Below are 20994 nucleotides of genomic sequence, written 5' to 3'. Positions count from 1 at the left end.
CTTCCTTTAATTATTTTTGTTCATCTTTTAAATCTGCCAAGGAGACTGAGACCATCTTGGAGACACCTGACTCTTCCATGGTTACCCCATAAAGTACGTCAGCGTGCATCATTGTTCCTTTTCGATGAGTAATGATCACAAACTGCGTTCCCGTTTGAAAATCATTCAAATACTGACTGAACCGATCCACGTTGGCATCGTCTAACGCAGCTTCGGCTTCATCTAAGATACTGAATGGCACGGGGCGCACTGCTAAAATGGCAAATAATAACGTAATAGCCGTTAACGCCCGTTCCCCACCAGAAAGTAAACTTAATCGCTGAAATTTTTTGCCAGGTGGCTGGGCCATGATATCAACCCCACTGGTCAATAAATGTTCTGGGTCGGTCAAGATCAATTCAGCCTTACCACCGCCAAACATCTGTTCAAAAATCGTACTAAATTCGCTAGCGACTTGATCAAATGCCGTTTTAAAGCGAGTGGCAACGGTCGTATCCAAATCAGCCATTGTTTGCAATAAGTGTTCCTTGGCTTCAGTTAAATCGGAAGCTTGGTTATTGAGAAAGTCAAAGCGTTCCTTGACCCGCTCGAATTCGTCAATTGCGCCGAGGTTTACCGTTCCAATCTCATCCAAGCCCCGTTTAAGCAGTTTCAACTGTTCTGTAATCGCAGGTAACGCTAAGTCACTGACGTCAGCTTGTGCTGCGGCAACTGTCAACTGGTACTTTTCAGCCAGATCAGCCGTGGCGTGGTCGACTTCGCCAGTCAATTTTGTTTGGCTCAATTCCAAGCGACGGTAATCATCCGTTGCAGCCGCTGCGAGTTGTTGCAACCGAACTTGCTGGGTCGATAATTCTTCAACCTGATCATTAAGCGTTGCTAGCTGTTGTTCACACGTTTTCCGTTGTTCTTCAACCACAGCCTGTTTAGCCTTAGCTGTTTTCAAGACCGTATCGCGTTCTGCGACCGACATTTGCTGGCTCGCTAACGTTGTTTTAATTGCTGTTAAATCCGCTTGAATTTGCTTTTTCGTCGCTTCATTTTGCGCCAAGGTCGCCTGACATTGTTCTAATTGTCGTTGCGTTTGTTTCACGTGTTCCTGCAACGTGATCAGTTGTTCACGCTGGGCTTGTAATTTCGTCGTTTGAGTCTGTTGATAACTTTCGTAATCCGTTTGCTGTTGTTGGACTGTTTTCATTTGGTCCTGATAGTCTTTAAGCTTAGCCGCATTAGCCGCTTGCGCTTGCTGATTACGAGCCACTAAGTCTTCATAGCTATCATCAGCCTGCGTCTGTTGCTGCTCATAAGTTAAAGCCTTAACTTGACGACTTAGCTGCGTTTGCTCGCTCTGTGCCGCCTGTAACTGGGCCTGTGTCTGACTAAGGCGATCCTTAAGCTCACTTAGTTGTTGGCGGGTCGTTTCAACTTGAACCGTTAAGTCTTGGTTAGCTTTTTTAAGATCTGCTAGCCCTTGTTCATAGGTTACTAATTCAGACTGCATCTGGGCAACGTTAGCTGCAATTTTTTCCGCGGATTGTTGCTGTTGGAGTAGCCCATTATCATCATGGCGAGTCGCACCACCGGTGATGGCCCCACTGGCCGCAATCGTTTCACCATCAATGGTTACCAATTTGCACCGAAAACGTCGGCTCCGTGAAATTGCCATCGCGTGGTCTAGCGTGTCCACAATCGCCGTTGTTCCTAACAAGTAACGTTTGATTGCCGTCAATCGTGGTTCGCAATCGACCAACTCGCTAGCCACGCCCAACACACCAGGTTTTTGTGATAAATCGCGCTCAGTGTTAACGGGAAGTTGACGAGCCGTGATCCGCTCGATAGGCAAAAAGGTTGCCCGACCGGCGTGATTTTGTTTTAAGAAATTAACAACAGTTTTAGCCGTCTGTTGTGTGTCACAAACAATATTTTGCAACTGTCCGCCCAGTGCAACTTCGACCGCCTTAGTATACTGATCAGGAACGGTCAGGAGTTCTGAAACGGCCCCGGCAACGCCACTAAACTGTTGGCGATGTTGTAAGACCATTCGAACGCCCGCATAAAAGTTCGTATAGCGTTCCTGAACAGCTTGCAACGCCTCTAGCCGTGACTTTTCACGCTGCATCAAGCCAGCCGCGTCTAACCAACGTTGCTGTTGCTCGTCGATCCGCTCTGCATTCGTTTTTACTTGGGCTTGTTGGGCTGTTAGCGTGGCCTGCTGCTGACTAACTTGATTTTCTAAATCACGTTGCTCACGATTGTGCACGTCCACGGTCGTCTGCACCCGTTTCAAGTTAGCCTGAGCCTGTGCTAGCCGTTCTGCTAACGCTGTGCTCTGACTCCCAGACTGTTGATGTTGCTTAACGAGGTTCTTCGCTTCGTTATTCAATTCAGCCTGAACTTGTTTTTCATCAATATAAGCATTGCGTAATTTTTCCAGCTCATCGGCCAACTGCTGACGGCCGGCCGCACTCGTTGCCGTCGTTAACTCGGCAACTTGCGCTTTGACTGCCTTAACTTGGGCTTGCTGCTCAGATAAGGTTTGTTCTAATTGGGATTGATGCTCGGTTTGCGTCGCAATCTGTTGCTCAGTTGCGGTCAAACTGGCCGTCAGCCGTTCCTGCTCAGACTGTTGGTTTTGCCGCCGTTCAGCGTCAACCCCTTGTTGTCCTTGCGTGTTTTCGATGGTCTTAATCAGCTCAAGATTTTGTGCTACCAGCTCATCTTTTTGCTTTAATTGAGCTGTCTGCTGGGTTTTAAAATTAGCTAGCTTGGTTGCCCCAGCATCAACTTGTTGCTGATACTTAGCCACTAACGCCTTGGCACTAGCTAACTTTTCATTGACACCTTGCAGTTGATCACGAGCAATCATCAACTTCTTAACAAGCCGCGAACGGTCCAAATAATCAAATTTTTGTTTTTGATCTTGATAATCCCGGGCAAGACTCGCCTGTTCTTCCAACGGCCCCTTTTGCTGATTCAACTCAGCAATGATATCGTTCACGCGGTCTAAATAATCCGTCGTTTCTGCTAATTTATTTTCCGTCGTGAACTTATCCTTTTTGTACTTTAAGACCCCAGCGACATCTTCGATAATACTGCGGCGCTCTTCTGGTTTCGCATTAAAGACCGCCTCAACACGACCTTGAGAAATCACTGAAAATGAGTCTTTTCCCAGACCAGTATCAATCATCAAATTCGTAATATCTTTCAACCGGCAACTCTGATTATTAATTAAATAATCGCTGTCACCGTTGCGAAAGAGTTTCCGCGTAATACTGACTTCTGCGTAATCCAAAGGTAAAAAGTGGTCACTGTTATCAAACGTGATCGTGACTTTAGCCATATTCAACGGTTTTCGATTAGCCGAGCCGGCAAAAATGACGTCGGTCATCTTAGTGCCACGTAAACTTTTGACGGCCTGTTCTCCGAGGACCCAGCGAATAGCTTCAATAATGTTACTCTTACCACTACCGTTTGGGCCGACAATTCCCGTCATTCCGGCTTGAAAATCAATTTTGGTTTTATCAGCAAATGATTTAAATCCGCTGATTTCTAATGATTTAAGTTGCATTCGACACAAACTTCCTGTAATTATTAATGGTTACTTTTGCTGTAATTGTGAATAAGCTTGCCGAGCAGCGCTCTGTTCGGCTTCCTTCTTGGAATGCCCCCAGCCCTCACCGATTTTTTGACCATCGGCAAGTACGGCAATCTCATAAGACCGCTCATTGGCTGGACCATCTTGTTCAATTAATTGGTAGTCGATTGCGACATCGCCATCCCGTTGCAAGTATTCTTGCAAGGTCGTCTTATAATCAAAAACGCCATCAAAACGACCCTCATCCAGCTTAGGAAAAATTACTTGATGAACGAACTTCAAAACAGGTTCCCGTCCTTGATCCAGGTACAGTGCCCCGACAAATGATTCAAAAATATCACATAAAAGTGAATCTCGTTCCCAAGCATGCGCTTTTTGTTCGCCTTTGCCTAACCGGATGTACTGAGGAAAGTCACATTCACGGGCAAAGCTTGCAAAACTTTCTTCACAAACCATGGCGGCCCGTAAACGAGTCAACTTACCTTGGGGCATGTCTTTATAACGTTTGTATAAATATTCGGACACCACTAACTCCAAGACGGCATCCCCCAAAAATTCGACCCGTTCGTAATACTTCAACTGTTGGTCCTGATGCTCATTGACATACGAGGCTTGTGTAAATGCCTCCGCCAATAAATCGGGATCGTTAAACACAATGCCAAACCGTTCCTTCAACATTGCAGCTAATTCTGTAATCATTTGAAACTTCCTTTCGTTATCATTCTATCGACTAACCCCATTGGATCAGCCAGTTATCACAATCTGTTACTGGTGGTGCCTAACTTAGCATGAATCATTATTTAAGGTGGTCATTCATCTGCCGTTCGAGTGCTTCCGACATGTATTCAGTGCTACTCTTACACGCAATGTTCAGTTTCACCCAGCCGTGGCAATCGACCGTGGATGATCAGAAGCTAACAAATAGAAACACAAGTTAAAAGTCCGCTTAAGTAAGGATTCATCTGATAATCAGTCAGTCAACAGGTCACACATTGCATATCATAACATTATACTATGATTTAGTGGTCAATAACAATGATATCGGTACTTTCGTAGTCAGACAAGCAAAAACAGGTAACCATGTTGGCTACCTGTTTTTGCTTGGTCAATTAACTTATTTTGCTTGGTGCGCTGCCACGTAATCGACGACTTCGCCGACCGTTGACAACTTTTCGGCATCTTCGTCTGAGATTTCGCTACCAAAGGTGTCTTCTAATTCCAGTACAAACTCAACAAAATCGATGGAATCAGCATCCAAATCGGTTTGCAAGTTCATTTCGTTGGTAATCGTTGCTTTATCAACTTCAAACCGATCAGCAATGATATCCGCAATTTTATCGAAAATTTCTTCTTTCGTCATGTAAAGATCCCTCACTAACTTGAATTCACTAAAGTATTCTAATCGTTTTCAGCAGGAATGTCTACACTTGCTTGCTGATTAGCTTGTTGATTGGCAAAATATTCCGCAACTCCTGGGACGATATCCGTGCTGACCATCTGGCGAATTTGACGGATCGTGTTCACGATCGTTGGGGCTTTGCTAGAACCGTGCGTCTTTACGACCGGGGCTTTCAATCCGAGTAAGACCGCACCACCGTACTGGGAATAATCCATTTGCGACCGGATGTCATTAAACCCATTTTTAAGCAATAGGCCGCCTAACTTGCCACTGATACCGGTGTTATAGACGGCATCTTTCACTAAACCGAGCATGGAACGCGCCGTCCCTTCAATACTCTTCAAAACGGCGTTACCTGTGAAGCCATCCGTTACGACGACATCAGCAACCCCGTTTAACAAATCTCGGGATTCAACATTGCCAACAAAATTGATACCATCAGTCTGTGACAAGAGTTCAAACGCTGCCTTATGGACCTTATTTCCCTTGTCATCTTCGGTCCCGTTGTTGAGCAAGGCGACCCGGGGATGTTTGGCTTGCATCATCCGTTCCGCATAGTACGTCCCCAACACACCGTATTGTTGCAAGTTCAGTGGCTTACTATCCGCATTAGCACCAATATCCATCATCACAAAGTTCGATTGGTTGGCATTGCGTACCACTGGCAATACCGTCACTAATCCCGGTCGATCGATGCCCTTGATTCGGCCCACGATAAATAACCCGGCCGCCAGAACGGCCCCCGAATTACCGGCAGAAAAGAAGGCGTCCGCCTGGCCATCCTTTACGGCCTGAGCCGCCATTACGATTGATGAATGCTTCTTACGGCGAACGGCACGTACGGGTTCGTCCTCCATCGTAATGACTTCATCAGCATTGATGATTTGAATCCGATCACGGTTCTTCAGTTGCGCGTTGATCACGTCACGTTGGCCATATAATAAAAAGACCGTATCCTCAAATAAATCACGAGCCTGTTCGACCCCCTCGATCACAGCGTTAGGGGCGTAATCGCCACCCATGGCATCAATCGCAATTTTAATCATTGTGTCACCATTCCTCTCATCACAAGTACTGTCTTTAGGTTATTAATCGAGCGTTCCCACTGCAGCCAACTTTTGACTCAGATAGGCAGCTAGCGCCCGATTATCCGGTTGACTTTGCCAATCCGGTTGCTGCACGATTGCGTGGGCATCTTGCTGGGCGACTTGTAGCACGGTCAAATCCGCAATCGGATCACCCACTTTAAATTCCGGCATTCCCGATTGTTTGACTCCCAGCACATCACCGGCTCCTCGTAATTCTAAGTCTTTTTGTGCCAAAACAAAACCATTGGTTGTCTGCGTCATGATCTGCATCCGCTCAATCCCTTGTTGATTCTTGGGATCAGCCACTAGAATACAGTATGAAGCCTTCGTCCCACGACCGACGCGTCCGCGTAATTGATGTAGTTGCGCCAAGCCAAAACGGTCAGCGTCATAAATCATCATGATTGTCGCATTCTTGACGTCAACTCCCACTTCAATCACGGTCGTGGAAACAAGTAATTGAATGTCGCCCGCCTTAAAAGCCGCCATGACCGCGTCTTTTTCCTCAGGTTTCATTCGACCGTGTAACAGTCCAACTTTAACACTCGCCCCAAAATACTCTTGTAAGTTAGCTGACAGGGCCTCAGCGTTTTTGACATCCAGCGTCTCGGATTCCTCAATCAATGGCGTCACCACGTAGGCTTGTGAACCATTGTCAATCTGTTGATGAACAAAGCTTAACGCCGAATTAGCTTGGTTGCTCCGTACCCAAGTGGTTTGAATCGGTTGCCGACCAGCCGGTAATTCGTCAATTTCAGAAACGTCCATTTCGCCATACGCGGTAATCGCCAACGTTCTTGGAATCGGTGTTGCCGTCATGGCTAGTGCATCGGGCTGCCCGCCCTTTTGACGAAAAGCGGCCCGTTGGTTGACCCCGAAGCGATGTTGCTCATCGGTAATAACTAATCCCAAATTAGCATAAGTCACCCCGTCCTGGATCAGGGCGTGCGTGCCAATCAATAAGTTGATCTCACCAGCAGCCAGCGCTGCTAGCAACGTCTTACGGGCAGCTGGCTTGGTCGCACCCGTTAACAGCGCGACGTTGACATCCGTGTCGGCAAAGACCTGAGCCAAGTTGTTTGCGTGTTGTTCAGCCAGGATTTCGGTTGGCGCCATCAACGCGGCCTGATAACCAGCAGTAATCGCCGCATACATGACAATGGCAGCCACAATCGTTTTCCCGGACCCCACGTCACCTTGCAGCAACCGATTCATATGTTTCGGTGACTTCAAGTCCAAACAAATTTCATTGACGACTCGTTTTTGGGCGTGGGTCAATTCAAATGGCAGTGTTTTGATAAACGCCTTTAGTCGGTCATTATCATAAGCAATCGCAATACCATTGGTTGTCGCGTCCGTTTGCTTCAACGCTTGCATCTGCATTTGAAACAACAAGAATTCCTCGTAGGTCGCTGAGCGTCGTGCGGCCGTTGAATCGGCTTGACTAGCTGGGAAGTGCATATCATGAATCATTTGGCGCCGCGGTAACAGTCGGTATTTCGCACGTAAGTTAGCTGGGACAATGTCCGTAATGACTGGGGCATATAACTCATATGCCTGTTTGACCATCTTCTGAATCGTCCCCTGCTTGACCGTCTTGCTGGCCGGATAAATCGAGCCAAACGCTGAATCCGCATTATTGGGATTGATGATCTTCATGCCCGTCAAGCTACTGCGCGTGGCGTCCCACTTGCCATAAACGGCTAAATCTTGGCCAGTCTCAATCTGTTTCATCAAGTATGGTTGGTTAAAAAAAGTCACCATATAGACGTCATGGTCGATCAATAAGCGAAAATTCAAGCGATTCTTCTTACGGCCAAAGCGTGCTAGTACCGGTTCAGAAGCCACGGTCCCCTTTAGCGTCACCTTTTCTTGATCCGCGATTTCATTAACGTCTTTGACCTGTAGATCTTCATAGCGAAAGGGATAATAAGTCAATAGATCTGCAATCGTATTAATCCCAAGCTCCGCTAAGCCTTTTTGGCGGGCTGGGCCGACACCACTTAAGGTTGCAACCGCGTCACTCAACTGTTGTCCCATGCCTGACCACCGCCCTTTCTAAAATAATTGACTTTACTGGTACTAATTATACCAAAAAAACGTTTCAATCCCGCGGGAAGTATCCGCCCGTACAAAAACAGGCCCCAGCATCACTGCTAAGCCCTATTTTTAACGGTTAGTCCTATTCAACTGACACAAGGAATGGGTAAACTGGTTGATCACCCTCATGAATTTCAATTTCTAATTCATCATCCAACTCTTGCACCTTCGCTGCTAAATGATCAGCGTCAGTTTTAGTTGCATCCTTGCCGTAAATAATCGTTACGAGTTCGCTATCTTCGTCAAGCATGGCTTTAACCATATCTAAAGCAGCGGTATCGCGATCTGGATTCGTAATCACGATTTTGCCATCGACCAAGCCCATGTAGTCGTCTTTCTTGATCTCAAGGCCATCGATTGTCGTATCGCGAACAGCATGCGTGACTTGACCACTAACGACCGTGCTCAAGGTTTCTTCCATTGCGGCCTGATTATCATCCAGATCAGCTTCCGCATTGAATGCCAACATCGCGGTCATCCCTTGCGAAATCGTCTGACTGTGGATAATTTTAACTGGTACATCGGCCACTTCCGCAGCTTGTTCGGCTGCCAAGAAGATGTTTTTATTATTTGGCAATACTAATGCTTGCTTGGCACCACTGTCATTGACAGCTTTAACGATATCCGCGGTACTTGGATTCATCGTTTGACCACCAGCAATGATATCGGTGACACCCAAGCCCTTAAATAGCTTGCCGATCCCATCACCCGACGAAACGGAGATGATGGCATAACCATGCATGTCAACTTGTGGTTGTGAAGGTAAGGCGGGCTCAGCAGCAGCTTGCGCTTCGCCTTCCTTATCATGTTCCATGATGGTTTCTTGTTGTAGACGCATATTGTCAACTTTAACTTTGATCAGCGCCCCAAAACGTTGGCCCCACGTCATGACATCGCCCGGATGTTCCGTATGAACGTGCACCTTGACGATTTCATCATCGTTGATGACAAGTAATGAATCGCCTAATTTTGCTAAGTAATCATAGAAAGTGTCGTAATCGAACTTGTGATCAACTAACTTACCATCACCGATTCGCACCATAATTTCAGTACAGTAGCCATACTTGATATCATTCGGGTCTAACTGACCCTGAACACTTTGATGGTGCGCAGCATCAATCATCGAATCCATTTCAGCATCGTCCGGAACATAGTCCTGCGATTCGTCGACCTTGCCGCTTAACGAGTCACTAAAGGCTTCCAGCACAAAAGTCAGTCCCTGACCACCGGAATCAACAACCCCAACTTGTTTTAAAACGGGTAACAAGTCCGGTGTGGACTTCAACGCGGCTTCAGCAGCCGTAACGACGGCATCCATAACTTCACAGATATCATCAGTCGTTTTAACGGCTTCCTTACCGGCACCAGCAGCTTTGCGAATGACCGTGAGGATAGTTCCTTCGGTCGGCTTCATAACGGCCTTATAGGCGGTCTGAGCACCAGCAGCGAGGGCGGCAGCTAAATCATTAGCAGTTAAGCTGTCCTTATCCGCTACGGCTTTAGAAAAGCCCCGAAAAATTTGTGATAGAATCACACCAGAATTACCACGGGCCCCCATCAAGAGTCCCTTGGCTAAGGCTGACGCTAGGTCGCCTACTTTTGTACTGGTTTCTTCACGTTCGTATTTGGCACCGCTGGCCATCGATAAGCTCATATTAGTCCCGGTATCACCATCTGGTACCGGAAAGACGTTCAAAGAATTAATAAATTCAGCGCGTTGGTTCAGCTTTTGTGAAGCAGCCTGCACCATTTTGCCAAATTCAAGATTAGTAATCGTGGTGATTTTCAATTTCAAAATTCCTCCTTGGCTTCCACCAACATCAATTTAGTCGTTCATTACCCGGACACCTTGGACAATGACGTTGACCGAATTGGCCGTAACGCCAAGCATGTTTTGTAAGTTATATTTGACCTTGGCTTGGACATTGCGTGAGACTTCTGAAATTTTGGTCCCATAACTGACGATAATGTTGACATCAATAGCCACCCCATTATCCTCTTGGCGAACAACCACACCGCGCGCATAGTTTTCGCGGCGTAAAATTTCATTAACATTATCACGAATCTGGTTCCGACTCGCCATACCGACAACCCCGTAGTTATCCGTTGCGGCGCCACCGACGACCGTCGCGATAACATCATTATCAATATCAATGGTTCCAAATTGCGTTTTGATTTTGACAGCCATGAAAATAGCCTCCTTGTTTTAACGCGTTCATTTACGATAGTTTATCATAGCACAACCACTCTTGAAAGAAAAATTAAGCGACTGCTTAACAGAAGCCCGGAAACTGGGAATTTAGCAGTAAAGTAAAATTACTTGATAGAAATGTATTGCAACCTTTATTAATCTATGATAAATTATTCTAGTGAATGATAAAGACGACCTTTTATCAATGAATTACCGAAGGAGGCAGATCAACATGGCAAAAGACTACGTTACAGGCAAACGGACGCACTTTGGTAACACGCGTTCTCACGCTTTAAACCACAGCCGCCGCAGCTGGAAAGCTAACTTGCAAAAAGTTCGCATTTTAGTTGATGGTAAACCAAAGAAGGTTTGGGTTTCAGCTCGGACTTTGAAATCAGGTAAAGTTACGCGCGTTTAGCGCAGCAAATCGCCAGCACATTTTTTTGTGGCTGGCGTTTTTTGTTGCCTAAAATCACTAATTTCTCGTCAGTTTTTTATAAAGTTTATAATTCAGTCTTGACCAGCCCATTATGATAACTTAAATCACTGAGCAAGCTCGCCATCCCCTGGTCGTCAACAACGACCAGCTAGGATCTGGCGAGAAAGGTCTGCTTCAACATAAGCTTTCCGGTTAGGCCTGCTAACGACCACCGACCTAAACATCAGCACGTTTCATTAACAAGCTCCCGATGATACGTCGTTACTGCACATTAAAAGACCGGTTGATGAGTTTATGACTCACCGACCGGTCTTATTTTAGCTGAAACCTTGGGGTACCCTACGCATCCGCCATGCTGTCATCACAACTTTGAATAACAGCCAGAACTCCTGCATCAAAGCTAAAATGACCAGTATCGCCACTGAATTCGTTACTGGCCCATGAAATCGGGTACGCATTATAAGCAGCGTCCAACTGATACTTTTCATCGGGTAACGTGAGATGCATCGGCATCAGCGGTACAAACGCCAAATAGCGTTTATCCGCTTCCTTCGTGATCTGGTAGTCCCCTGGTAGAAAGAACTGAACCGAATTTTGCTTATCGATCAGTTTGATCTGTGGGGCCCACTGACGAAATACCGGATCAAGCACTAACCACATATTGGCCAGTAAATGGTCTAGCCGACCACCCGTGGCTCCGTATAGATGCACTTCGTCCGGTTGCAACTGCTCAAAAATAGATTTGATTGCCAATTGCGTATCCGTATGGTCTTGGTCGGGTTTGACAACGACAGCGCCCACCAACGCCTCTTTGACAGTCTGGAGTTCAGCCGCATCGATTGAATCAAAATCCCCCACGACCATCACGGGCTGGATACCACGCTTCACTAAACGCAACGCGCCACGGTCAGCGCCGACCCATGGTCCTGGAATCGTCGTTAAATCTGCTGGATAATTAGCGGTCGGTCCGCCAACCAGTAAGTTTACGATGGTTGCCATTAATTGGTCGCCACCTTCAAATCTTGAATACGTTGCGCTGGGTCCGCACTGTCATAGACATACGAACCCGCAACAGCGACCGTCGCACCAGCGTCATAGCACGCCTTGACGGTCTGGTCGTTGATGCCACCATCAACTTCAATCTCAAATTGATAACCGTGTTGTTGCTTCAATTCGTTCAACGCCGCAATTTTAGCAACCATCTGGTCCAGAAAATGTTGACCACCAAAGCCAGGATTGACGGTCATAATCAAAACTTGATCCACTAGTGGCAGTAATTCACTAATCATGCTGAGGGGCGTTCCGGGGTTCACGACCACTTCAGCTTTCACGCCTGCATCCTTGATCAATTGTAAGGCGTGATAAATGTGCCGGGTACTTTCAACATGCACACCGATCAGATCCGCACCGGCCTTTGCAAACTGGCCGACAAAGCGTTCGGGATCCATAATCATTAAATGACAATCTAACATCAATGACGTTACTGGCCGTAAATCCGCCACGGTACTCATTCCGAATGACAAGTTAGGGACGAACTGACCATCCATAACGTCGATATGCAACGCGTCGGCACCGGCATTTTCAGCCATCTGAACGTCACGTTGAAGGTTTGCAAAATCTGCGCTTAAAATTGAAGGGGCAACTTTAATCATTAGTCTCACTCACTTTTTCTTATTATAGATTACTTTTTTATTTTTAATGGTTTCATAGAATTGTAGATAATTATCATAGCGACTCGCTAACAGCTCCCCGGCTGCCAGTGCCTGTTTGACCGCACACTGTGGCTCATTGATATGCACGCAGCCCCGGTATTTGCAATCAGCGCTGAGCCGCACAAATTCTGGGAAATAATGGGTCAACTCGTTAGCGGCAATATCGAAAACTTCGTAGGATGAGAAACCCGGCGTATCAGCAACCAACCCATCCGCAATTGGAATCAAACTAACTTTACGGGTCGTATGCTTCCCACGATTCAGCGCCTGTGAGATCTCACCAGTCGCTAACGCCAGCCCTGGTTGCAGGTGATTTAGCAGTGTTGACTTACCCGCACCAGTTTGACCCATGACAACTGCCACGTGACCTGCCAGCGCCGTTTTAACTGCAGCTAAGGCGGCTGGTGAAAATGCCGTTCGTTCGCAGACGACCTGATAGCCAATTTGGCGATAAGCGTCCGCTAACGTTAATCGTTGTTGGTACACCTCATCGGTTAGTAAATCAGTCTTCGCAAAGTATAGTAGCGGTTCGATCCCCGCTACCGCCAAAGCCACCAGTTGTCGGTCCAATAAATTCGTTGAAAATTCTTGTTCCGTTGTGGCGGTTACCACGATACCTAAATCGACATTGGCCACTGGCGGCCGTACCAACTGGGTCTGTCGATCAAGAATCTTTAACACGTAGCCCTCTTGTGGGGTCGCCGCATCAAACTCCACATTGTCACCGACGAGTGGCGTGATCCGCCGTTTCCGGAAATTCCCACGCGCACGGGTCCGATACATTTGGCCATCCGCATAAACGTCGTAAAAGCCGCTTAGCGATTGCCGAATTTGTCCAATTTTCAAATTAGCACCACCTTTTGTATTATTTGGTACGGTCCACTTTTCTCTATTGTACCAAAAAAGTCATGCATTGCGCATGACTTATCTTTATTTTGTTACATTTTTGCTGGTAATATTCTTCTTTTCCATGATCGTAACCCCGTTACGCACGATTCGGTAATGCCCCTTCGTATTACCGGTCAGCTGAAACGGCAAACTAATCTTGGTCGACCGCATGATTGCAATATCGCGATAAACGGTCTCAATCATATGGGTATCATCATACAAATAAATCTTAACATCGTTGGCTTGGGCAGTCGTGGCCGATAACGCTTTGTACGGCACCGTTAGTTTAACATAAAAATTCTGTGGTGTCGTTACGTTATTATCACTGCCCCGTGACATGGTCACCGTAATAGTCGACCCAGTCCGGACATTGCCACCGCCATCTGGATCTTGATCATAGGAATAACCCGCCTTCTGTTCTGACGAGTAGCCCTGCTTAAAGTTAACATTAAGATCATTCGCTTCAGCATAGTCCAAAATATCGCTCTTGCTCTCACCAGTTAAATCTTTTAGCTCGACGTAGCGGCTACCAGCGCTGACCGTAAACGTCACCGTCGTATCCGTCGGCATCACGCGACTACCAGCGACAACATCCTGACTGATGATCTGCCCCGCTGCAACCGACGACGTACTGTAAGTTTCCTTAACTTTGAAGCCCGCCGATTTGAGCGTCTGTCGAACATCATGGTAATTATCATTGACATAATTGCCAAAGCTCATGACCTTGGCACCGTTGCTGATAACCAAATTAATGCGAGCACGTTCTTGGACCCGCGTCTTAACACTGGGCGTTGATTTGATCACCTGATTTTTGGCTACCTGATTGCTTTTTGCGTGTTGGACAGTACCGACCGTCAAATGGTGCTTTTTGAGGACTTTAGTTGCAGCGCTCTGACTTAAGCCCGTTACTTTCGGCACCGTCGTCATCTGTGGCCGACTTAATTCTAGACCGACAATCACCGCCACGACTAATAACAAGATAATCCCACCCCAAAATAGGAGCCGCCGTCGCAACGGATGGCGTTTGGACCAGGAGCGGGTTGGCAACGGTGCTTCATCAGTATCTGTCTGACTTTCAGTCGTTTCAGCCGGACGCTTAGGCGCCACTTGCTCACTTTTATGGGCTACGACCTGGGTTTTACCGTCTTGATTGGCCGCGATTGCGGCTTGAATATCCGCACTGGGCATGATCTTAGTCTCATCATTACCGACATCTTGCGGTACAAAGCGCTTTTCGCCCGCACGGCTACTAGCAAGCACCGTCAATAAGTCGGCGGCCATGTCCTCGACCGTAGCATAACGTTCCCGGGGGTCTTTGGTTGTCGCCTGCAAGACGACGTTTTCAAGCGCTTGTGGAATGTCCGCGTCAAATTCCCGCACAGATGGCATTGCATTCTGAAAATGCTTTAACGCAATGGAAACTGCCGTCTCACCCTTGAAAGGGACTGAACCTGTTAACATCTCATATAAAATAATCCCTAACGAATAGATATCCGATTGTTTTGTCGCCATGCTACCGCGGGCCTGTTCCGGTGACAAATAATGGACCGAACCTAAAATCGTGTTAGTCTGCGTCATGGTATGTTCAGATAACGCGACTGCAATCCCGAAATCAGTGATTTTAGCATTGCCCTGCTCATCAATTAAAATATTTTGTGGTTTTAAATCCCGATGAATAATATTATGCGCGTGGGCCGTTGCCACGGCACTTAATATCTGCTCCATGATGTCGATCACTTGCTGTAACGGTAACGGAAAATTCTCTTTAATATAATTTTTAAGATCCATCCCTTTGACGTATTCCATGACCAAGTATTGCATGCCATTTTCTTCGCCAATATCGTACAAACTGACAATATGGGGGTGAACAAGTTCCGTCGTTGCCAGTGCCTCACGTTGGAATCGCTTGATGGTCTTAGGATCATCACGTAAGTCTAACCGGAGCAGTTTGACCGCAACATCACGGTCTAATATTAAGTCATGAGCCAAGTAAACGTTGGCCATCCCACCTTCACCTAAGGACCGGACGATCCGATATCGTCCGCTAAGGGTATAGTTGGGTGTCATTTACTGGCCACCTCACCATCAAGCGCCATCAATAGCGCCGTAATGTTATCCTTGCCACCAGCTGCATTGGCTAACTTGATCAAGGTCTCACACTTCTGGGTCGAAGTCTGGGACGTCGCCAAAACCGTCGCGAGTTGCTGATCAGTCACCATATTTGTCAGCCCGTCTGAGCATAACAACAATTGGTCGCCGGGTTGCATCTGGTAAAGGTTCGTATCGATATCCGCATCTGGTGAGATGCCTAGTGTCCGCGTAATAATATTTTTCTGCGGATGTTGTCGGGCCTGTTCGGCTGAAATTTCCCCGCGCTTGACCAACTCATTAACTAAAGAATGATCCTCCGTCAGTTGGTGGAGTTGCCCGTCGCGAAAAAGGTAGCCCCGACTGTCACCAATGTTGGCCATCAAAAACTTTTGGTCAAAAAGTAAGGCGGCAACCATCGTCGTACCCATACCGTTTAAATCTGAAAATTCACGGGCCTTTTCAATAATATGCTGATTTTCATCTTGAACCTCACTTGCCAGCCACTTGACCGCATCATTGGGTTCCTTGAACGTTGTATTTTCAAACCGAAAGCCCATGTGCGAGACTGCCATCTCGGAAGCAACATCGCCCCCTTGGTGACCACCGATGCCGTCCGCAACAATTGCAAAATTGATGCCAGCCTTATTTTGAAAAAAGCCGACATAGTCTTCATTTTCTTCACGTTGTTGGCCAATATCCGACCGGTATGCAAAATCCATTGTTTACCACTCCACCATTATTTTTTTCGCAAACAAGCAATGAAAAAACCGTCGGATAAATAATCATCGGGATAAATCGACAAAGTCTTTTCCGTTCGATCAGTTTTCAAGTCTCGTTCAGTTGGCGTTGTTTGCAGCTCAAAATCCGGGTGATCCGCTAAAAATTTGGTAATCACGTCCTGATTTTCCTGTTGCAAAATCGTGCACGTACTATACGTCATGATACCACCTTTTTTCAAGGTTGGCGCGACCGCTGTCAAAATTGCCAGTTGGATTCGTTGCAAGTTCAAACTATCTTGCAACTGTTTTTCATAACGAATCTCGGGCTTACGCCGCATCAATCCCAGTCCCGAACATGGGGCATCGACTAAGATCCGATCAAAGCTTTCAGCATTGAATTGCGTCTCAACTTTACGGGCGTCGAGTTCGGTTGCTTCAACACGATCAGCAACGTGCATCCGCGCCGCATTTTGACCAATCAGCTTCACTTTATTGGCATGAATATCAAGGGCAACGACTGAACCACCCTGCTCAGCATCTAAACTGGCCGCAATCTGAGTCGTCTTCCCCCCGGGGGCCGCACAAGCATCCAAGACCCGATCACTCGGCTGCGGATCGAGTGCCGGCACAACTAATTGTGCACTTTCATCTTGAACTGTGAACATGCCATACCGCATCGCTTCAGTATTAATCGCCTGACCATCCGTTGCAATCAGTCCTAACGGAGAAATCTCGCTCGGCGTAATTGTCAAGCCATCATTAATCAGCGCCGTTGTCACATCTTCAACCGTCGACAAGGCCGGGTTGACGCGCAACGCCTGCTTAGCCGGTTGGTTCAATGATGATAAGATTTTCTCCATCTTCTCAGCACCCAATTGACGCCGCAATTCTTGAATCAACCATATTGGCATGCTATAAGTCACACTCAACCGTTCATCAGGATCTTTAATCGCATCAAAACTCGGTAGTCCTGAACGATCCATTTGATGTAAGACGCCGGTTACAAACCGCCGAATGCCAGGGTGACCTTTGACCTTAGCGATTTCAATCGTTTCGTTGAAAACGGCCCGTTGTGGAATCTTATCCAGATACTGCCATTGATACAATGCGCTCAATAAGAGTTCCCGTACCCACGGGTCAATCTGGTGCGGATGTCGAACAAACGGGGTCAACCAGTATTCGAGGGTCAACCGGTGTTGAATGACACCGTAAACCATATTGGTCAGTAGATTGATATCCCGCCGATCCATTTGATGATCATTAATTAATTGGTTTAATTGCAAATTCGAATACGCGCCGTTTTTGATCTTCGCTAAGGCCGCGACCGCTAACCAGCGGGGGGTGTTGTCAACTGTGCTCATTTACTAATAACCTGCTCTCCGGTAGCGAATTTATCCGCTGCCCCATTTAAATAGTCTGTAATCGTCATCTTCGGTTTACCAGCTGGCTGTAACTGATTGATTGCAAGCGCGGTATGGTCAGCGGCTGCAATCACAAGCTCATGTTTCGTCTTGCGAACCACTTGTCCAGGAGCTTGCGTGACCACTTCGTCAGCTAACGGGGTCACATCCCAGAACTTCGTGCGCTTTCCATCCAAGACCGCATAGGCGATTGGTGCTGGTCGCATACCCCGAACTTGATTATCAATTTCAACGGCCGTTTTTGTAAAGAAGTCTAAGACCTCTTGTTCTGGCTGAATGTTCGGTGCAAAGGTCACTTGGGATTCATCCTGTGGCACCGCCGTAATTTCGCCAGCAATCAACTTGGGCAATGTTTCCAGTAACAAGTCGCGACCAACTATGCTCAACTTATCAAACATCGTCCCGGTGTCATCGTTTTTTTCAATTGGAATCGCCCGCTGCGCCAGCATGTCGCCCGCATCCATCTTTTTAACCATGTAAATGATAGTAATGCCAGTTTCAGTCTCACCGTTGATAATTGAATATTGGACAGGCGCGCCACCACGATACTTAGGCAGTAACGAGCCATGAACATTAACGGCACCAATTTTGGCAGCTTTTAACAATTTTGTTGGTAAAAACTGTCCAAAGGCGGCCGTCACAATTAAATCGGGCTGCAAGTCAATAATCTGTTGCATTTCAAGACTACCACCGATCTTTTCCGGTTGAAACACGGGAATATCATGGGCAACCGCAACTTCTTTAACTGGCGAAGCCGTTAAAACGTGTTTGCGACCAACTTTTCGGTCTGGCTGAGTTACGACACCCAGTACTTGGTATTGTTCTTTAATTAAACTTTCGAGAATCGGTGCCGCAAACGCGGGCGTTCCCATAAAAACGATTGATGTCATTGTCAAACTTCCTCCTAATCCCGTTACATGAAATGTAAGGGTTCCACGTCAATTCCAATCTGTAGCCCTTGTCGTTGTTGCGCCTGCGTCTCATGCAGTAGCGTTGTCAGCGTCTGCGCTAAATTGGGTTCTTGTTTATATTTGATCACGATTTGATAATAATAACGGCGATTGACGCGTGCGATCGGCTTGGGCGTTGGGCCTAATAGAATCGTTGACGGTGCCAACCGTGGGCGTAACCATTGCAGTAGCTGATACATGCGCTTGGCCGCTACCGCTTCATCTAAGTCACTCGCCGTGATTTGAACCGTAAAGTAGTACGGTGGATAGCCACCCCGGTGCCGCATCTGCATCTCATACTTGAAAAAGCCTTCGTAATCATGGTGTTGTGCGAAGCGAATCGCGTAATGATCCGGGTTAAATGTCTGAATATACACGTGACCACTCTTTTCCGCCCGTCCAGCTCGACCACTCACTTGGGTTAATAGTTGGAAGGTCCGTTCACTGGCGCGAAAATCTGGCAGTCCTAGGGCCGTATCAGCATTCAAGACACCGACCAAGGTCACGTTAGGAAAATCCAGTCCCTTCGCAATCATCTGGGTACCAATCAAAATATCAGCTTCACCACTCCCAAACTGTGCTAAAAGCTTGGCATGGGCGCCCTTTTTACGGGTCGTATCATTGTCCATCCGAATAATGTTAGCGTCCGGAAGCAAGTCTTGCAATTCTTCTTCGACTTTTTCAGTTCCCGTCCCATAATAACGGATCTGACGACTATAACAGTTCGGGCAATTCCGCGGAATGGCTTCTTCGTGACCGCAGTAATGGCACTTCATCGTGTGCGTATCCATGTGTAGCGTGAGTGAAATATCACAATTAGGACACTTCAAGACAAAACCACAATCTCGGCACAACACAAACGATGAATAGCCCCGCCGATTGAGCATTAGAACACTCTGCTCATGACGTTCAAGCCGATCCTGCAAGGCAACTAACAACGGCGCTGAGAAATTGCTTTCAGCGTGTTGTTGCATTTCCTTTTTCATATCAATAATTGAAACCTTAGGAAGGGGCCGTCGATTGACCCGATCCGCAAGCAGTAAGCGCTGATAAACGCCCTTTTCTGCGCGGGCGCGCGTTTCTAACGATGGGGTCGCCGAGCCCAGCACGACTGGACAGTTATGATAACGACTACGCCATAAAGCCACTTGCCGAGCATGATAACGCGGGGCATCATCCTGCTTATACGTGCTCTCATGTTCTTCATCCATCACGATTAAGCCAAGATTTTTTAGCGGGGCAAACACCGCTGAGCGTGCGCCAACCACCACCTGAGCCTCACCTCGTTGGATTCGCCGCCACTCATCATACTTCTCACCACTGGACAATCCACTGTGCAAAACGGCAACAGCTTTACCAAAGCGACCCTTCACGCGTTGAACCATTTGGGGTGTCAGTGAAATCTCCGGCACTAACATCAACGCCGTTTTTCCTTGTGCCAATGCGGCCGCCATCGATTGCAAGTACACCTCAGTCTTACCGCTCCCCGTCACACCCTCTAACAAGAACGTGGTGGTTGCGGCTTGGTCAACAGCTTGCGTAATCTGATCGACGGCCACTTGCTGTTCATCATTCAATTGTAATGCCTTGGTAGTCTTAATATCACTAGTTGCGTAGGGATCACGATAAACCTCGACGGCCACTTTTTTAAGCCAGCCTTTCTGTACTGCTGTACGAATGGCACCGTCCGTGACATCAAAACGAGTACAAAACGCCTTTTGCGAGAGCTGTTCACCATTTAAAGTGAGCAACCCCTGGAGCACTGCCAATTGTTGTGTAGCCCCGGCGCGTACCTGGCCCACTGCAGCCTTTAGCGCTTCGTTAGTTAAGGCCGCTTTCACCGCCGTTTGCGTTTTACGCCGTGCTTGATTTTTAACTTGGTAGTACACATCGACTTGCCCAGCCGCCTGCAGCCGTAATAACTGGCTGACGATTGCCGGCGTCGTGGCGACGTCATCAAACGGCACCATCGATTGGTCCCCAAACAGCGTCGTTCGAATCGTCGCGGGCGTTGTTGCTGTTGTTCGCAACTGTTTTTCATACTTTGCACGCATGACCGCCGGCAGCATGGTCTGTGCACAGGTAATCTGAAATGAAAACGTGCTGGCAGCCAACCACTTGGTCAGTGCTAAGGCTTCAGTATTCAGAACCGGTGCTAGGTCAACGACCGCGTCGATTGGTTTCAGCTCACCATCAAAGTTAGTAACGTCATCAAGAGCTAACACAAACCCCTGCACCCGCCGTTTACCACGGCCGAACGGCACCACGACGCGCATGCCGGGTTGCACTTGTGATTGCCAGGCGGTTGGAATTCGATAACTATAAGGTCGATTTGTCTGCATAGTGGGCACATCGACTAATACTTGGGCAATTTGTGCCACACAACTCTTCCTCTCTACTT

Annotated in this window: 16 protein-coding genes; 1 reads left to right on the top strand and 15 read right to left on the bottom strand. The window is 47.3% G+C overall.

Features of this window, described 5'->3' with window-relative positions:
• Positions 1 to 10: 10 nt before the first annotated feature.
• From smc to V7R88_RS06230, 7 genes are all read right to left on the bottom strand, one after another.
• Positions 11 to 3568 carry a chromosome segregation protein SMC gene (gene smc / locus V7R88_RS06260; protein WP_054398165.1) on the bottom strand — a complete coding sequence of 1186 codons (3558 nt, stop codon included), beginning with the start codon at positions 3566 to 3568 and terminating at the stop codon, positions 11 to 13.
• A 30-nt stretch (positions 3569 to 3598) separates the two neighbouring features.
• Entirely contained in the window at positions 3599 to 4294 is a 696-nt protein-coding gene (gene rnc, locus V7R88_RS06255) for a ribonuclease III (protein WP_003640377.1), read from the bottom strand.
• Positions 4295 to 4709: 415 nt separating this feature from the next.
• Positions 4710 to 4955, bottom strand: a complete 246-nt coding sequence (acpP, locus tag V7R88_RS06250; protein WP_003640376.1) for an acyl carrier protein — start codon at positions 4953 to 4955, stop codon at positions 4710 to 4712.
• A gap of 38 nt (positions 4956 to 4993) precedes the next feature.
• Positions 4994 to 6040, bottom strand: coding sequence for a phosphate acyltransferase PlsX (gene plsX, locus V7R88_RS06245; RefSeq protein WP_072535150.1), 1047 nt, complete (start codon positions 6038 to 6040; stop codon positions 4994 to 4996).
• A 42-nt stretch (positions 6041 to 6082) separates the two neighbouring features.
• Positions 6083 to 8122 (bottom strand): ATP-dependent DNA helicase RecG, encoded by a 2040-nt coding sequence (gene recG, locus V7R88_RS06240; RefSeq protein WP_054398167.1) that lies wholly within the window; start codon positions 8120 to 8122, stop codon positions 6083 to 6085.
• A gap of 142 nt (positions 8123 to 8264) precedes the next feature.
• A complete protein-coding gene (locus tag V7R88_RS06235) occupies positions 8265 to 9971 on the bottom strand; it encodes a DAK2 domain-containing protein (RefSeq protein ID WP_057717652.1) in 1707 nt (568 codons plus the stop codon).
• Positions 9972 to 10007: 36 nt separating this feature from the next.
• Positions 10008 to 10370, bottom strand: coding sequence for an Asp23/Gls24 family envelope stress response protein (locus V7R88_RS06230; RefSeq protein WP_003638623.1), 363 nt, complete (start codon positions 10368 to 10370; stop codon positions 10008 to 10010).
• Positions 10371 to 10605: 235 nt separating this feature from the next.
• Between V7R88_RS06230 and rpmB the strand changes: the two genes are divergently transcribed.
• Positions 10606 to 10791 (top strand): 50S ribosomal protein L28, encoded by a 186-nt coding sequence (gene rpmB / locus V7R88_RS06225; RefSeq protein ID WP_003638622.1) that lies wholly within the window; start codon positions 10606 to 10608, stop codon positions 10789 to 10791.
• Between the two features lie 360 nt (positions 10792 to 11151).
• Here the strand turns inward: rpmB and V7R88_RS06220 are convergent, their stop codons facing one another.
• From V7R88_RS06220 to priA, 8 genes are all read right to left on the bottom strand, one after another.
• Entirely contained in the window at positions 11152 to 11811 is a 660-nt protein-coding gene (locus V7R88_RS06220) for a thiamine diphosphokinase (RefSeq protein ID WP_054398171.1), read from the bottom strand.
• Complete coding sequence (gene rpe / locus V7R88_RS06215) at positions 11811 to 12464, bottom strand: ribulose-phosphate 3-epimerase (RefSeq protein WP_003640370.1); 654 nt, start codon at positions 12462 to 12464, stop codon at positions 11811 to 11813. Before rpe ends, V7R88_RS06220 begins: the two co-directional genes overlap by 1 nt.
• Positions 12465 to 12473: 9 nt before the next feature.
• Positions 12474 to 13370, bottom strand: a complete 897-nt coding sequence (gene rsgA, locus V7R88_RS06210) for a ribosome small subunit-dependent GTPase A (RefSeq protein ID WP_054398173.1) — start codon at positions 13368 to 13370, stop codon at positions 12474 to 12476.
• A gap of 84 nt (positions 13371 to 13454) precedes the next feature.
• The gene (pknB, locus tag V7R88_RS06205; RefSeq protein WP_057717651.1) at positions 13455 to 15479 is read right to left on the bottom strand and encodes a Stk1 family PASTA domain-containing Ser/Thr kinase; all 2025 of its coding nucleotides are present in this window, start codon (positions 15477 to 15479) and stop codon (positions 13455 to 13457) included.
• On the bottom strand, positions 15476 to 16222 hold the full coding sequence (locus V7R88_RS06200; protein ID WP_054398177.1) for a Stp1/IreP family PP2C-type Ser/Thr phosphatase: 747 nt from the start codon (positions 16220 to 16222) through the stop codon (positions 15476 to 15478). Before V7R88_RS06200 ends, pknB begins: the two co-directional genes overlap by 4 nt.
• Before the next feature lie 17 nt (positions 16223 to 16239).
• On the bottom strand, positions 16240 to 17583 hold the full coding sequence (rsmB, locus tag V7R88_RS06195) for a 16S rRNA (cytosine(967)-C(5))-methyltransferase RsmB (RefSeq protein ID WP_054398180.1): 1344 nt from the start codon (positions 17581 to 17583) through the stop codon (positions 16240 to 16242).
• Positions 17580 to 18533, bottom strand: coding sequence for a methionyl-tRNA formyltransferase (gene fmt, locus V7R88_RS06190; protein WP_054398182.1), 954 nt, complete (start codon positions 18531 to 18533; stop codon positions 17580 to 17582). The genes rsmB and fmt overlap by 4 nt, the downstream gene beginning before the upstream one ends.
• Positions 18534 to 18556: 23 nt before the next feature.
• Positions 18557 to 20974 (bottom strand): primosomal protein N', encoded by a 2418-nt coding sequence (gene priA / locus V7R88_RS06185; RefSeq protein ID WP_054398184.1) that lies wholly within the window; start codon positions 20972 to 20974, stop codon positions 18557 to 18559.
• Between the last annotated feature and the right edge of the window lie 20 nt (positions 20975 to 20994).

Source organism: Lactiplantibacillus argentoratensis, from assembly GCF_037290055.1.
GTDB lineage: Bacteria > Bacillota > Bacilli > Lactobacillales > Lactobacillaceae > Lactiplantibacillus > Lactiplantibacillus plantarum.
Note: the sequence above shows the minus strand (reverse complement) of the source record. Positions and strands in the feature narration are given on the sequence as shown.